Here is a 15,249-nt window from a genome sequence, read left to right as displayed (position 1 = left end):
TACCACATCTTTTCATTACGTTAGCTGTGGTGCGACGCTTTGCTGCGGAAATCGGTCACAAAAAGCGACCAGTTAGACACATCTTTTTCGATTCCCTTGCGGTCCTCGGTGTATCAATTCCCAGACGCCACGTCAGAACGTCGATGCAAACATGCAACAGGTGATCGCTAACAGCAGGAACGAGAAAGGTCCACACGCCAAAATGCGCCAAAAGAGCGCGGTCAGATCGGTGCCACTTCTTTGGATGGATTAGGGGTCAGAATCTGCAACGGACGGCTGACTGTTTCGCGCAACCCGGGGCCACTCGGGGCTTGAATGCGCTTGGACACCTCAACCATGATCACCCCGCCAGCAGCGACTTTTGGTATTGAATGGCCCAGCTGTTCAATCATCTGCCCCGCCTTGCGCCAGAACCGTCGCTGCGATGGGGGTTGGAACAGCGCATATTCATGTCGTTCGATGCTGAAATGATGCTGGCGCAGTTGTGCCTCCAGCTGCCCCAGGGTGTAGGGGCGGCCATAGCCAAATGGCGTGCGATCGCTGCGCGACCATAGGCCCGCACGGTTGGGGACAATAAAGATGGCGCGTCCACCAGGCCCCAGAACGCGGAAACACTCGTCCAACAAAGCGGACGGCTGTTCGCTGGTTTCCAGCCCGTGCATCACCACCAACCGGTCCACATGACCGGTATCCACGGGCCAGCTGACCTCTTCGCACAGCACAGCCATATTGGGTAGGCCAGTGGGCCACGGCATCACCCCCTGCGGTGCGGGCATCAGGCCAGTGATCCGGCGCGCGTCATTCATGTATGGACGCAAGAGCGGTACGGCGAAGCCAAAGCCCACCATCGTTTCGCCGGTAGCGTTCGGCCACATCTGCACCAGATGATCGCGCACAGCTTTCTGCGCAGCACGGCCCAGCGTGCTGCGATAATAGAAATTGCGCAGGTCTTTCACATCAAGGTGCATTGCAGCCGGTCCTTTGATCCGCCACTCTGGGTCCCACCATAGCGATCACATAAGGAAACGCCATGCCTCTTGAGCTTGTGACCATTCCCTGTCTGGCAGACAACTATGCCTATCTGATCCACAACGCCGACACGGGGCAAACTGCGGTGATCGACGTCCCCGATGCTGCGCCAATCAGTGCCGCCCTGAAAGAGCGGGGCTGGATGCTGTCGGATGTCCTGCTAACCCATCATCATTGGGACCACGTGGACGGTTTGGCTGATCTACTGGCGGATTATCCCGCAAATGTGATCGGGGCGGAGGCGGACGCGCATCGACTGCCCACGCTGAATGCAACCGTTGCCGACGGGGATCGCCTGGCCATCTGCGGTGAAGAGATGCAGGTTTTAGACGTATCCGGCCATACGCTAGGCCACGTGGCGTTTTATTTTGCGGCGTCAAATATGGTTTTTACAGCTGACAGCCTCATGGCACTGGGCTGCGGACGCCTGTTTGAGGGCACACCAGATCAGATGTTTGACAGCCTGTCTAAACTAGCGGCCCTGCCCCCGCAGACGCTGGTGTGTTCGGGTCATGAATATACACAGTCCAATGCCAAATTCGCGATCACCATTGACCCTGAGAATGCAGCACTTATCTCTCGTGTACAGCAAGTCGAACAGGCCCGAGCCGCAGGTGAGGCAACGGTCCCCAGCCTATTGTCACTAGAATTGTCAACAAACCCATTCCTGCGCTGCACTGATCCGGCAGTACAGGCCACGGTTGGCATGATCGGTGCAGATCCTGCAGCAGTATTTGCAGAGATCAGAACACGCAAAGATAACTTCTAAGCACTTGCCCTGAGGATCAGCAAAGGAACGAATATAAAGGTTGACCGGAAGAAAAGACTTGAAGCCCCCGCCATATCGACCAAACTTTAACCTTATACAGGTACGGTCGTTATAGGTGAGGACACCGCACTTCACGGACTTTTCGACCCAAAGCAGGAAGGAGCGCTAACTGTGCCTTCATTCTCGAATACGCTGGAACAGGCGATTCACGCGGCCCTGGCCCTGGCCAATGCCCGCAAACACGAATTCGCAACGCTGGAGCATCTGCTGCTGGCGCTGATCGACGAACCCGATGCTATGCGTGTTCTCAAAGCGTGTTCTGTGGACACTGAGGACCTGCGCAGCACTCTGGTAGAGTTCATTGATGATGACCTCAGCAACCTGATTACCGACGTCGAAGGATCCGAAGCGGTTCCAACGGCGGCCTTCCAGCGGGTGATCCAACGTGCTGCGATCCACGTCCAAAGCTCTGGCCGCACTGAGGTGACCGGCGCCAACGTGCTGGTTGCGATCTTTGCAGAACGTGAATCCAACGCCGCCTACTTCCTGCAGGAACAGGATATGACCCGCTATGACGCCGTGAACTTCATCGCCCACGGCGTCGCCAAAGACCCATCTTATGGCGAAGCACGCCCCGTATCCGGCGCAGAAGACGAAGAAAGCCTGCACGGCGAAATGAGCGGTGGCCCCGAGGCCGTGGATCCCAAGGAATCCGCGCTTGGCAAGTATTGCGTAAGCCTCAACGAAAAGTCTCAGCAGGGTGACATCGACCCGCTGATTGGCCGCAACCACGAGGTAGAACGCTGCATTCAGGTACTGTGCCGCCGCCGCAAGAATAACCCGCTGTTGGTGGGCGACCCCGGTGTCGGCAAAACCGCCATCGCCGAAGGTCTGGCGCGCAAGGTTGTGGCAGGTGAAACCCCTGAGGTGCTGTCTGAAACCATCATCTATTCGCTGGATATGGGCGCACTGCTGGCAGGCACCCGCTACCGTGGTGATTTTGAAGAGCGCCTTAAGGCGGTGATGACCGAGCTGGAAGATCACCCAGACGCCGTTCTGTTCATCGACGAAATTCACACCGTAATTGGCGCTGGCGCCACATCCGGCGGTGCGATGGATGCGTCGAACTTGCTGAAACCTGCGTTGCAGGGCGGCAAACTGCGCTGCATGGGATCGACCACCTACAAGGAATTCCGTCAGCACTTCGAAAAAGATCGTGCGCTCAGCCGTCGTTTCCAGAAAATCGACGTGAATGAACCGTCGGTCGAAGATTCGGTGAAGATCCTGAAAGGGCTGAAGCCTTATTTTGAGGATCACCATGGCATCAAATTCACCAACGATGCGATCAAGACCGCGGTTGAACTGTCGGCCCGCTACATCAACGACCGCAAACTGCCGGACAAGGCAATCGACGTTATTGATGAAGCTGGCGCCGCCCAGCATCTGGTCCCCGAAAGCAAGCGCCGCAAAACCATCGGTGTGAAAGAGATCGAAGGCGTCGTCGCCAAAATCGCACGCATCCCACCGAAGAACGTGTCGAAAGACGACGCCGAGGTGCTGAAAGATCTGGAGAAATCGCTGAAACGCGTTGTCTTCGGTCAGGATCCTGCGATTGAGGCGCTGTCCAGCGCGATCAAACTGGCCCGCGCGGGTTTGCGCGAACCGGAAAAACCCATCGGCAACTACCTGTTTGCCGGTCCAACCGGTGTCGGCAAAACCGAGGTGGCGAAACAACTGGCCGATCAGCTGGGTGTGGAACTGCTGCGCTTTGACATGTCCGAATATATGGAGAAACACGCCGTGTCCCGTCTGATCGGCGCGCCTCCGGGCTATGTCGGATTTGATCAGGGTGGCATGCTGACCGACGGTGTAGACCAGCATCCGCATTGCGTACTGCTGCTGGATGAAATGGAAAAGGCGCACCCGGATGTCTACAACATCCTGTTGCAGGTGATGGACCACGGCAAACTGACCGACCACAACGGTCGCACGGTCGATTTCCGCAATGTGATCCTGATCATGACCTCGAACGCTGGGGCGTCGGAAATGTCCAAGGCTGCGGTTGGCTTCGGCCGTGACCGCCGCGAAGGTGAGGATACCGCCGCGATCGAACGCACCTTTACCCCTGAATTCCGCAACCGTCTGGATGCGGTGGTCAGCTTCGGCCCGCTGCCGAAAGAGGTGATCCTGCAAATCGTAGAGAAGTTTGTGCTGCAGCTTGAGGCGCAGCTGATGGACCGCAATGTCCACATCGAACTGACCCGTCCCGCCGCCGAATGGCTGGGCGACAAGGGTTACGACGACAAAATGGGCGCCCGCCCGCTGGGCCGTGTCATTCAGGAGCACCTGAAAAAACCGCTGGCCGAAGAACTGCTGTTCGGCAAACTGACCAAAGGCGGTGTGGTGAAAGTCGGCATCAAGGATGGCGCGCTAGACCTGCGCATCGAAGGCCCGAAAAAGCAACAGATCACTGGCGACAAGCCCCCACTGCTGACCGCAGAGTGATTTGAACCACATAAGAAACAGAAAACCGGCCCCAATCAGGGCCGGTTTTTCTTTGTCAGGTCATCGCTAAAATCACTAGGCGCGACCTGCGGCCTTTTCCCGTGCTGATAGGAAAATGTAGGTGATGATCCCGATATTGCCCAGATTCCAGACAATGCCATTCCAGAACGCCAACTGGTAGCTGCCGCTCAGATCATAGATCAATCCAGACACCCAGCCCCCAAGCGCCATGCCTACAATCGTGGACATCATCACAAACCCAACCCAGCGCCCGGCCTCTCGGGCTGGCATCAATTCGCGCACGATCACCGCGTAAGAAGGGACAATGCCACCCTGCGCCAGACCAAAAATGGTCGAAACCACATAGAGCGACACCAAGCCATCAAAGGGTAGATAGAGAAACAACGCCAGCATCTGCAAGGTTGACCCAATCAACAAGGTCAGCACCCCACCCAGAACATCCGCCAGCAGTCCCGAAATCAACCGCGATACCACACCACCCAACAGCATCAGCGATAGCATCTCGGCACCGACCGCTGGCCCAAATCCCAGATCAACACAGAGCGCAACAATATGCACCTGAGGCATCGACATCGCAACGCAGCACGCAACCCCAGCAAGCCCGAGGATCAACGCAATCTGTCGTGGACTAAGTCCGCCGATCCCACCCGCAGCGGCACCCTGCGCCAGCGCGTCTGGCATTTCGGACAATGGCAGCCGACGGCGCAACATCAGTGTCAGCGGCGGCACTGTGACGGCGATGATCAACGCCAATAGCAGATAGACACCGCGCCACCCCTCGCTGGCCAGATGACCTGACAACAGCAGCGGCCAGATTGCACCCGATAGGTAGTTGGCGCTGGCGATCACCGCGATGGCAATGCCACGGCGACGCTGGAACCACAGGGACACATCGGCAATCAACGGACCAAAACTGGCCGCAGTGCCAAGCCCAACCAACACATGCAGCAATGACACAACGCCAATGCCGGGGCTGATCGCCGCCAGCGCAAATCCCGCCGCCATCACCAGTGACATACCAGATAGCACGCGCACCACACCAAAGCGGTCCACCATCACCCCGATCAGAAAGTTTCCGGCAGCAAAGCCGACCATAGTCCAGACATAGGGGTAAGAGGCCTGCGCGCGATCAAGACCGAACTCTGCCTGAATCGCGGGCATAACCATGATCACGATCCACATCCCGACATTGCCGATCAAGCCAATCAACAGGGATAGGCCAAGGCGGCCCCAAGAATATCGGCTATCCAGAACAGTGCTTTGCATCCCGCACTATTGTCCGGCTGACACCATAGGGACAGACCGTAGAGTTACGTATCGGAAACCCGACCGCGCAGCGCTTTGACCTCGCCGCGTTGTTTTTTGGCATCCAAACGGCGCCGCTGGCTGCCTTTGGTGGGTTTGGTGGGAATGCGGCGCTTGGGGCGATGCGTTGCCTTTTCGATTAGTTCGACCAACCGTTCACGCACAATCTCGCGGTTGCGTGCCTGACTGCGGGTTTCGTCGCAAAACAGGATCAATGCCCCCTCTTTAGTCCAACGCCGCCCTGCCAACCGTTTCAGCCGCGCCTTCACCGGACCGGGCAAATTTGGGGAACGTTCCGCCTCAAACCGCAGTTCAACGGCGGTGGACACCTTATTGACGTTCTGCCCACCGGGGCCAGAGGCCCGGATGAACTGTTCGCTAATCTCCCAATCGGCGATGCTGATATCGTCAGTGACCCGTAACATGGCGCCAAGATCCCTGAAATCCGCGCAAAAGAAAAGGGCCGCACCCGATATGGGCCCGACCCTAGGGGTTAAAGGAGGTGGTCCGGTTAGGTTTGACCCAACTCCAGCGGTTTCTCAGCCAAGGGCTGCCTCAGCTTCGATCCTCCAGAATTGTCCCGACACCGTTCTCCATGATCCCATTAGACACTAGGCACCTCCTTTCTGAAGTTTAAGATAACCTCAGCGTGACACAGATTTGCCCAATGTCAAAACAAAATCATGTGGTCCGTGCCGTGAGCGACCCCACAATGATGCGGAATGGTACAAGAGCCAGCAGTGCCAGCGACAGTTTTACCATCCAATCTGCAACAGCCAACGACACCCACAGCGGCGCAACCGGCCCCGTACCCAAGAGCGGCAGCATTTCACCGGCCCAAGAGACGTCATTGCCTGGCTCAACAAAGGTCAACGCGCCCGAGAATGCGATGGTGAAGAAGATCGCAGTGTCCAGCGACGAACCGATCAGCGTCGACGCCAGCGGTGCACGCCACCATGCGCCTTCGCGCAGACGGTTGAACACAGCCACATCGGTCAGCTGGGCCACCAAGAAGGCAGTGCCAGACCCAATGGCGATACGCAGTGTAACAGCGGGATAGGAGAACCCATCGCCCTGCAACATGATCTGCGTGCCGATCAGCGAACAGATCACACCGACGATGAAACCAGCGATTACAACACGGCGGGCAGGGCCTACGCCATAAACGCGGTTCATCACATCAGTGACGAGGAAAGCGATAGGATAAGTGAAAGCGCCCCAGGTCAGCCAATCCCCGTAGAGGAACTGCACCAGGACGTTCGAGGCAACCACAACGGCTGCCATGGCAAAAATGCCAGGAAGATATTTGTTCATGTCAGTTTTCCGTTTTGACAAGGTAGCGGCGACTTGGCCCCTTTTTGCAAGGGACGGGCGGCGTTTAATCTCTCAAAACGCTATTGGCAAGGGGTTTGCGCAGGTAGGACAACCGCAGCCACGTCACCGATGAGCCGTATCTGATGCAGGCGCAATGATGTACTCAACGATTTCACTGGTCTGGAAGAACTTGAAATTGTCATCCGCAATCATCGTCAAACGGATCAATCCGGCATCATCGCGCCAGACCGACAGACCTTCCAGATTGTCATGCGTACCAATGCCCGTACGCAACAACACCTCTCCTGCGGCATCGAATGCGTTTAGATCAAAACGGCGGAGCCGGGTGCGAAACCCGATACCTGAGAAGCGACGTTCCAACAGGTAGAATAGTCCATCAGGCCCAAAGTCCGCACCAACCGGAGAGAAGCCATCGCTGGCTTCGATGTAGTAGAGGATCTGCCAGCCCTTTGAGTTCAAACGGTAAAGTGGCAATTGGCTGTGATTGTCTGGCACTTCCTCGGGCACGGCATAAACCCGGTTGCGACGGTCAATCGCCAAGGCCTCTATGCCGGCATTTTGCGCGAACCGATGAAAATCCGGGTGACTAGACATCACCGTTGGCGCCCCAAACGCGCGCGGGTAGCGCCAGACCTGATTGAGCCGTTCCAAACTGACATAAAACGCTCCATCTGCCTGTTGCGCCAATCCTTCGGAATCGCGTTTCCAATGCTTCAACGTGACGCCCTTGGGGCGCTGCAATCGTTTATGGCGCTGCACTGAAACGCCCGTGATACGCCCACCAGAACGCAGCAGTGTCCCCTCAATCAGGGTCATGCGATCGGTCAACGCCAGAAAGTCACGTCCGTTGGCGGCCACCTCAATCGCGGACAGACCACCGAATCCGTCAAACTCTTCGTTCCAGACATAGCGCGACTGGAATTGTATTTGCGATACGCTCTCTGCACGGCCCGAAACCGTCAGAAGCACTGCGCCCAGCGCAACTAGCGCGACTGTAAGACGTTTACGCATTGTGCGGGTAAGCCTGCTAGCGTGAGGGGACCTTTGGGTTTGGGCTTGGGCGCGTTGGGGTCGACGGGTTTCGGGGGCGGCGGGAACAGGATGTCCTGAACCCATTCCTCTGCCGCGTCGCATCCGTCACCGGCGGGCACTGGTGTTTGATCCACGCAGCCCTTCATGCCCTCGGGGCAATGCAGACGGACGTGGAAATGGTAGTGGTGCCCCCACCACGGACGGATTTTGCGCAGCCAGCTGCGGTCGCCCTTGGCATCCTTGCACATCTGCACCTTGGCACCGGGGAAGACAAAAATCCGTGCAACTCGCGGATCCGAAGCAGCCGCTTTCATCACTTCATGATGCTGTGGCGTCCAATCGGAATTCACATAGGCCCCATTGGCGCGGCGCATGGAGATCGACGACAGGTTTTCGCGTTCAGCGCGGCTGAGGTTCAGCCGCTTGGGCGGCAACATCCAGATATCCGCGTCCAACCCCATCTGATGACTGCGGTGACCGCTCAGCATCGGGCCGCCGCGCGGCTGGCTCAGGTCCCCGACATAGATACCTTCCCAGCCCGGTTGCTTGGCCGCAGCGCGCGACAAATCCTTTAGGAAATCAATGGTATCAGGATGGCCCCAATTGCGATTGCGGCTAAGGCGCATGGCCTGCCACGTTGGGCCAGTTTCAGGCAGCTCCACACCGCCGGCCAGACATCCCTTGGCGTAGCTGCCATAGGCATGAGGCGTCTGATCCGATCCGGACTGGGCAGCACCAAACAATTGTTTGGCAGGCACACCGCGCATATGCGTCGGAATATCATCCTGACTGGCCAACACAGGCGCTGCAGAAGAGGTATCAGGCGCATCGGACATACAGCCCGCGACCAGCATAAGCGCAGCCAGAAAGCCTACCGATTTCAAGAAGTGTGCTGCCATCCGTCGTTGTCCCCGTGCGGTTTAACCCACGCTAGCAAGATCAACCCCACAAGGAAAAGCCCGATAAGCGGCGATACGCCCATTTGCTGGCTGCCAGTGACCACGGTTGCGACTCCAATCAGCGTCGGCGCCAAGAATGACGTCGCTTTGCCCGCCAAGGCGTACAGACCAAAACTCTCTGCCATTTTGCCAGGATTGGCCTGGCGCACCATCATAGTCCGGCTGGCGGATTGGATCACCCCGCCCGCTGCGCCGATCAGTGCCCCAAACACATAAAACGCAATGTCCGGCAGGTTAGAGTCTGCATCCACGGCAATCCCGTAAACGCTTTCACGCGAGACGAACACGATCGACACGGCCACAAAGCTAAGGATGAGGATGCAAATGGTGATCACTGGTTTAGGGCCAAAACGCGCATCAGCGTGACCGCCCAGAACCGCAAACACCGCTCCGGCGATAATTGCAACAATGCCGAAAATACCGGTGTCGACGACGGTCCAATTCAGTGTTCCCGCGGCATAAATGCCACCAAAGGTGTACATGCCATTCAACGCATCACGGTAGAACATCGAACTGCCAAGATAGGCGAAAAGGGACGGCGTCTGCGGCAAACTCCGGATGGTCCCAACCAAACTGCGCAGCGCTGTTTTGATCGCACCTTTAGGGGCGCGCGGCGGTTTGGGGTCACGGACCCACAGGAAAAACGGCACCATAAACACCACGTACCACAGCGCAGTCAGCGGCCCGACAAATCGGGTGCCTTCGCGCATCTCGGGATCCAGTCCAAATGCTGGCGATAGCCCGATGAAGGTTTTGCCGGTTGCCGCACTTTCGGCAAAGAACAAGAGCATCACCACCAGCGCAATCAGGCCGCCTATATAGCCAAAGGCCCAGCCATTGCCTGAAATCTTGCCGATCTCTTCTTTGGTGCCCAGATCCGGCAGCATGGAGTTGGTGAAAATCGTCGCAAATTCCATCCCGATCATACCGATGGCAAAGAACATCAGCGTCGCAATCAGGTTAAAGTTGTCCGGGGCTGCCCACCAGACACCAGAGGCGCCGATGACATACATCGCTGAAAACAGCCAGATCCAACGCATCCGGTTGCCCGCTGCGTCGGCCAGCGCCCCAAGGATCGGGGCCAACACCGCAATCACGATCCCCGCCGCCGCAATGCCAAAGGCCCAAGCGGCCTGCGCCTGCGCGCCATCGCCAATCAGCTCTTTGATATAGGGCGCAAAAATAAAGGTGATCAGCAGCGTGTTGTACGGCTGCGATGCCCAATCAAAGAAAAACCAACCCCAGATGCGCTTGCGCATGTTGTGTCCTAACCTGCTCGTATCCCCCAGTCGTTATGACAGGGCAATCAGCGCCCTGACAAGAGCGCCCGGAGGTTCCAGCGCGCTTTGTGGTGGATCGCGCCCTTAGCGCTGCGGCGGCCAGGGGCGGTTATCCTCGGCTTCCAGCCAGTCCTGCACCCAGTCAGGCAAAGGTTTGTTTTCGGCGTTCGAATCAATTGCAGCGATCACTTTGGCTGTGGGTACAATTCCGTTGCGATCCGTGACAGCCGTGCGGAATACCGCGTGGTTGGCGCATTCGCCGTCCTGTTTCCAGATCTGCTGATCGATGTAGAAAAACCGCTCATCCCAACCGAGGCCACGGGTGCGCATCTCAAACTTTTCAAACGGACGTAGGCGACGACGGTAGCGCACACAGGCACCAGCAACGGCCATGCCCCAGCAATTGGCGCGCATCGCGCCGGACAAACCGACACGCAAACCCATCGGAACGCGCCCCAGATCGTACAGCATCAGGGTACGGCCATTGTTCAATTCGATGAATTGGTCGATGTCGGACAGCCACACCCGATGATGGGATACATGCACCTCATCAAAGGCCAAAGGCGGTGCTTTGCGGTTTTTGATGATTTCTTTCATCATGCGCAAATAAGGATACATGGCGGGCTCTCCTGCGGGTTTACGAACCGCTGAGTTGACCCGATCCACCCGAAGGTCAAGCGCAACCGAGCGTCAAGTCAAGGCAAGCCCTTGCTTCGGGGCGCTTGCGGGCTTACCTGTTGGGCATACGTCTACTTTGAGGTCCATTTATGCTGTCCCTGATCCAGATCCTGTTGTTGGTGCTTGATATCCTGTGGTTCTTCTTGATCGCCCATGTGATCATGTCCTGGCTGATCAACTTTCAGGTGCTGAATGTGCGCCAACAGTTGGTGGGGCAGATCTGGTACATGCTGAACCGCATTCTGGAACCGATCTATGGCCCCGTGCGCCGTGTCCTGCCCCCGATGAGCGGGATTGATCTGGCGCCGCTGGTGGTGCTGGTGGGCATTTACGCGGTACGCATCATCCTGATGAACAACATCTCGGCCTTCTACTAAGCTGCGCCAATTGGACCAGTGCGGGCATCCGCACTTGTCCCCCTAGCCGTGGTATGGGAAAACACCTGCAAGAGCAGATATAGACACTGTTGCAGGATCCCATGCCAAGCGCTGCCACGCTTCTGAGCGAATATTTTGGCTTTGACGCCTTCCGCCCCGGGCAGGAAGAGGTAGTCGAAGCTGTGGCCAATGGCCAGAACACCCTGGCGATCATGCCCACGGGTGGCGGTAAATCCCTGTGTTTCCAATTGCCTGCGCTGATGCGCGAGGGTGTTACGGTGGTGATATCGCCGCTCATCGCGCTGATGCGTGATCAGGTGCGCGGGTTGCGTGAGGCAGGGATTGAAGCGGGCGCGCTGACCTCTGGTAACACACAAGAGGAAACCGATGCCGTCTGGGACGCACTGGAAGAGGGGCGGCTGAAACTCCTCTACATCGCACCCGAACGTCTTAGCGCGGGATCGGCCTTGGGCATGCTGCGGCGGATCAACGTCAATCTGATCGCAGTGGATGAGGCGCATTGCGTCAGCCAGTGGGGCCATGACTTCCGCCCTGATTACCTGCGCATCGGTGAATTGCGCCGCGCCTTGGGCGTGCCGCTGGCGGCCTTTACCGCGACGGCGGACGCCGAAACGCAGGCGGAAATTGTCAACCGCCTGTTTGACGATGAACAGCCCGCCACCTTCCTGCGTGGCTTTGACCGGCCCAATATCCATCTAGCCTTTGCCGCCAAGAACAACCCGCGCACGCAGATCCTGAACTTCGCCGCCGCGCGCAAGGGACAGTCGGGCATCGTCTATTGCGGCACCCGTTCAAAAACCGAAAAACTGGCCGCCGCGCTGCGCGAAAACGGCCATGCTGCTGCGCATTATCACGGCGGCATGGATGCCGAAGATCGCCGCATCACCGAGGTTCGTTTTCAAAAAGAGGACGGGCTGATCGTCGTCGCCACCGTCGCCTTTGGCATGGGCGTCGATAAACCCGACATCCGCTGGGTTGCCCATGCGGACCTGCCCAAATCGATCGAGGCCTATTATCAGGAAATCGGTCGTGCGGGCCGTGATGGCGGCCCCGCCGAAACCCTGACGCTGTTTGGTCCCGACGACATCCGCCTGCGCCGCAACCAGATTGACGAAGGCCTTGCGCCCCCCGAACGCCGGATGGCGGATCATGCGCGGCTGAACTCCCTGCTGGGATTGGCAGAGGCGTTGGAATGTCGCCGCAAAACCCTGCTGGGCTATTTCGGCGAGGATGAGGTGACATGCGGCAAGTGTGACCTGTGCGACACCCCGCCCGAGGTGTTTGACGGCACCCAACCGGTGCGCATGGCCCTATCGGCGATCCTGCGGACCGAGGAATGGTATGGATCCGGTCATCTGATCGAAATCCTGTTGGGCAACACCAATGACCGGATTTCTGCCCGTGGTCATGATCAACTGCCCACTTTCGGCGTGGGCAAGGCTTATACCCGTCCCCAGTGGCAGGCGATTTTCCGGCAAATGATGGGGCATGATCTGATCCGCCCCGATCCCGAACGCCACGGTGCCCTGCGGATGACTGACACCGCCCTGCCGATCCTGCGCGATCAGGAAAAGATCATGCTGCGCAAGGACAGCATCACATCGGCCAAACGCCGCCCCGCTGTAAAGGCGCTGGTCAGCGAAGAAGACGCGCCGCTACTGTCCGCGCTGAAGGCCAAACGGCGCGCGCTGGCAGAGGCGGGCAATGTGCCGCCCTATGTGATCTTTAACGACCGCACGCTGATTGAAATGGCGGAAACCCGGCCCACCAATCTGGACGGCATGGCCCGCATCAACGGTGTCGGCGCCAAGAAGCTGGAACGCTACGGCGCTGATTTTCTGGCCATCATCACCGGCGCGACAGAGGATGTGCACCCCCAACGGCGCAAGCTGGCTGGTCGCGCCGCCGGATCGCTCTATGATCGGTTATTGGAGGTACAGGCAGATCTGGCGCGGGGGGCGGATGGCCTCGACAAACCGCTGAGCTGCTCGGCCTCCATGCTTGCGAAAGTGGCGCAGATGCGCCCGCAGGATGCCAGCGCGATGGAACGCCTGCTGGGCGACAAACGCGCAGAAAGATTTGGCGCGGCCTTTCTGGACGTGCTGCACGAGGTAAGTTAGAATTATTCTAAACAGTTTCTAGGAGTCGCCATGCTGATCACCGTTTCCCCCGCCAAGAAAATGGACATGACCCCGGTGGAGGGTGTGGAAACCACAAGCATGCGGTTCCCAGATCGCGCGGCGGAACTGGCGGGTGTGGCGCGCGATCTGTCGGTAGCGGATCTGATGAAGCTGATGAAAATCTCGGAATCCCTGGGCAAGCTGAACGCCGATCGCTTTGCCAACTACGGGTCGCAGGAAACAAAGGCCGCTGCGCTGGCCTTTGCGGGCGATACCTATCAGGGGCTGGAGGCGTCCACGCTCGACCCTGATGAAATGACATGGGCTCAGGACCACTTCCGCATTCTGTCTGGCCTTTATGGGTTGCTGCGTCCCTTGGATGCGATTGAGCCGTATCGTCTGGAAATGGGCAGCCGCCTGAAAAACCCGCGTGGCAAGAACCTGTACGAATATTGGGGCAGCGACATTGCCGAGGCCCTGAATGAAGAGGCGGCGGCACTGGGCACCGACACGCTGATCAACTGCGCAAGTCAGGAATATTTCGGCGCCGTAGACCTCAAGACGCTGAAACCGCAGGTGATCACACCGGTCTTCATGGAAGAGAAAGCAGGCGTGCCGAAAATCGTCAGCTTCTACGCCAAACGGGCACGCGGCGCGATGGCGCGGTTTATCATCCAGAACCGTCTGGTGGATCCCGAAGGGATCAAGGATTTCGACACCGGCGGCTATCAGTTCCAACCCGCGATGACCGAGGGCAACAATTGGGTCTTCCTACGGTCAGAGGCCGCGCAGGCTGCCGCTTGATCCTGCGGAGGTCAGCCATGTCCATACGGTCCCGCATTGCCCTCAGTTTTGCCCTGCTGCTGCCTACGCTCCCCGCTGTGGCGGATCCGGTGATGGTACAGCCGATTGATTGCACCCTAGGGATGGATTGCTACATCCAGTATTACGTGGATCGTGATAGTGGCCCCGCTGTGCGCGATTTCGGCTGTGGGGCGCTGAGTTACGATGGGCACAAAGGGACGGACTTTGCGCTGATCTCACTTGATCAGATGGAGGCTGGGGTAAACGTGCTTGCCGCCGCCCCCGGCGTAGTGCGCGGCATACGCGACGGTATGGCGGATGAATATTACAACGCCGAAACCTCGACCGAAGTGCAGGGCCGTGAATGCGGCAACGGCGTGGCGATTGATCATGGCGGCGGCTGGGTCAGCCAGTATTGCCATTTGAAACAGGGCAGCATCGCCGTGATCGAAGGCCAGCGTGTGGGGGCCAATGCGGTCCTCGGACAGGTCGGGCTATCTGGCAAAACACAGTTCCCACATCTGCATCTGTCGATCCGCCATCAGGGGCAGGTCACCGATCCCTTTCAGCCGCACAGTGATCAATGCAACGCGGATGCAGAAGTCAATGATCCCCTCTGGCAGGATCCGCCAGCGTATACGCCTGCCGGGATCATTGACCTGGGGTTTGCGGAGGCCGTGCCCAGTTATGACGCGGTGAAGGCAGGGCAGGCGCATGAAGAGGTGGTCACCACATCGCCCGCATTGGTCACATGGGCCTACGCCTACGGCAGCCGTCAGGGTGATGTTATGCATCTGCGCATTCAGGGGCCAGAATTGGGTCAGGGGAATGCAGGCCCAACGGTTGTGAACAAACGAATCCTGTTGCAAAAATCACAATCCATTTTCTTTCGCGCCATTGGTCGCAAACGCCCTACAACGGGCTGGCCCGCCGGACGCTACCATGCCGCGGTGGATCTGATCCGGGATGGCCGTGTTATAGACACCCGCCATTCGGTGATTGAGCTGCGCTAAA

Annotated in this window: 14 protein-coding genes; 6 read left to right on the top strand and 8 right to left on the bottom strand. The window is 58.1% G+C overall.

The genetic code is table 11. The features are described from left to right. Positions 1-221 precede the first annotated feature (221 nt). Positions 222-968: a methyltransferase domain-containing protein gene (locus tag TM5383_RS08525; RefSeq protein WP_058318615.1), complete on the bottom strand. Its 747-nt coding sequence runs from the start codon at positions 966-968 to the stop codon at positions 222-224. A gap of 62 nt (positions 969-1,030) precedes the next feature. On the opposite strand from TM5383_RS08525, the gene gloB reads away from it, so the two are divergent. After that, on the top strand, positions 1,031-1,798 hold the full coding sequence (gloB, locus tag TM5383_RS08520) for a hydroxyacylglutathione hydrolase (RefSeq protein WP_058318614.1): 768 nt from the start codon (positions 1,031-1,033) through the stop codon (positions 1,796-1,798). Positions 1,799-1,969: 171 nt separating this feature from the next. Next, complete coding sequence (gene clpA / locus TM5383_RS08515; protein WP_058318613.1) at positions 1,970-4,303, top strand: ATP-dependent Clp protease ATP-binding subunit ClpA; 2,334 nt, start codon at positions 1,970-1,972, stop codon at positions 4,301-4,303. A 75-nt stretch (positions 4,304-4,378) separates the two neighbouring features. On the opposite strand, the gene TM5383_RS08510 is transcribed toward clpA, so the two are convergent. From TM5383_RS08510 to TM5383_RS08480, 7 genes are all read right to left on the bottom strand, one after another. Then, positions 4,379-5,590, bottom strand: a complete 1,212-nt coding sequence (locus tag TM5383_RS08510) for an MFS transporter (RefSeq protein ID WP_143570305.1) — start codon at positions 5,588-5,590, stop codon at positions 4,379-4,381. A gap of 44 nt (positions 5,591-5,634) precedes the next feature. Next, a complete protein-coding gene (arfB, locus tag TM5383_RS08505) occupies positions 5,635-6,054 on the bottom strand; it encodes an alternative ribosome rescue aminoacyl-tRNA hydrolase ArfB (protein WP_058318612.1) in 420 nt (139 codons plus the stop codon). Positions 6,055-6,310: 256 nt separating this feature from the next. Continuing rightward, entirely contained in the window at positions 6,311-6,943 is a 633-nt protein-coding gene (locus TM5383_RS08500) for a queuosine precursor transporter (protein ID WP_058318611.1), read from the bottom strand. A gap of 123 nt (positions 6,944-7,066) precedes the next feature. Beyond that, positions 7,067-7,975: an esterase-like activity of phytase family protein gene (locus TM5383_RS08495; protein WP_058318610.1), complete on the bottom strand. Its 909-nt coding sequence runs from the start codon at positions 7,973-7,975 to the stop codon at positions 7,067-7,069. Then, entirely contained in the window at positions 7,948-8,763 is an 816-nt protein-coding gene (mepA, locus tag TM5383_RS08490) for a penicillin-insensitive murein endopeptidase (RefSeq protein WP_231725108.1), read from the bottom strand. Before mepA ends, TM5383_RS08495 begins: the two co-directional genes overlap by 28 nt. 113 nt (positions 8,764-8,876) lie before the next feature. Beyond that, on the bottom strand, positions 8,877-10,214 hold the full coding sequence (locus TM5383_RS08485) for an MFS transporter (RefSeq protein WP_058318608.1): 1,338 nt from the start codon (positions 10,212-10,214) through the stop codon (positions 8,877-8,879). Between the two features lie 105 nt (positions 10,215-10,319). Then, positions 10,320-10,853, bottom strand: a complete 534-nt coding sequence (locus TM5383_RS08480; RefSeq protein WP_058318607.1) for an acyl-CoA thioesterase — start codon at positions 10,851-10,853, stop codon at positions 10,320-10,322. Positions 10,854-11,002: 149 nt separating this feature from the next. Here TM5383_RS08480 and TM5383_RS08475 point away from each other — a divergent pair, with 149 nt between their 5' ends. The 4 genes from TM5383_RS08475 to TM5383_RS08460 all read left to right on the top strand — a co-directional run bounded on the left by TM5383_RS08475 (position 11,003) and on the right by TM5383_RS08460 (position 15,248). Beyond that, positions 11,003-11,290, top strand: coding sequence for a YggT family protein (locus tag TM5383_RS08475; protein WP_058318606.1), 288 nt, complete (start codon positions 11,003-11,005; stop codon positions 11,288-11,290). A gap of 101 nt (positions 11,291-11,391) precedes the next feature. Next, positions 11,392-13,431, top strand: a complete 2,040-nt coding sequence (gene recQ, locus TM5383_RS08470) for a DNA helicase RecQ (RefSeq protein WP_058318605.1) — start codon at positions 11,392-11,394, stop codon at positions 13,429-13,431. Between the two features lie 30 nt (positions 13,432-13,461). Then, entirely contained in the window at positions 13,462-14,235 is a 774-nt protein-coding gene (yaaA, locus tag TM5383_RS08465; RefSeq protein ID WP_058318604.1) for a peroxide stress protein YaaA, read from the top strand. Positions 14,236-14,252: 17 nt separating this feature from the next. Further along, entirely contained in the window at positions 14,253-15,248 is a 996-nt protein-coding gene (locus tag TM5383_RS08460) for a M23 family metallopeptidase (RefSeq protein WP_058318603.1), read from the top strand. The last annotated feature ends 1 nt before the right edge of the window (position 15,249 follow it).

This window comes from Thalassovita mediterranea (assembly GCF_001458435.1).
Taxonomy (GTDB): Bacteria; Pseudomonadota; Alphaproteobacteria; order Rhodobacterales; family Rhodobacteraceae; genus Thalassobius; species Thalassobius mediterraneus.
The sequence above is the reverse complement of the archived record's forward strand: the minus strand, read 5'-3'. Positions and strand labels throughout refer to the sequence as shown.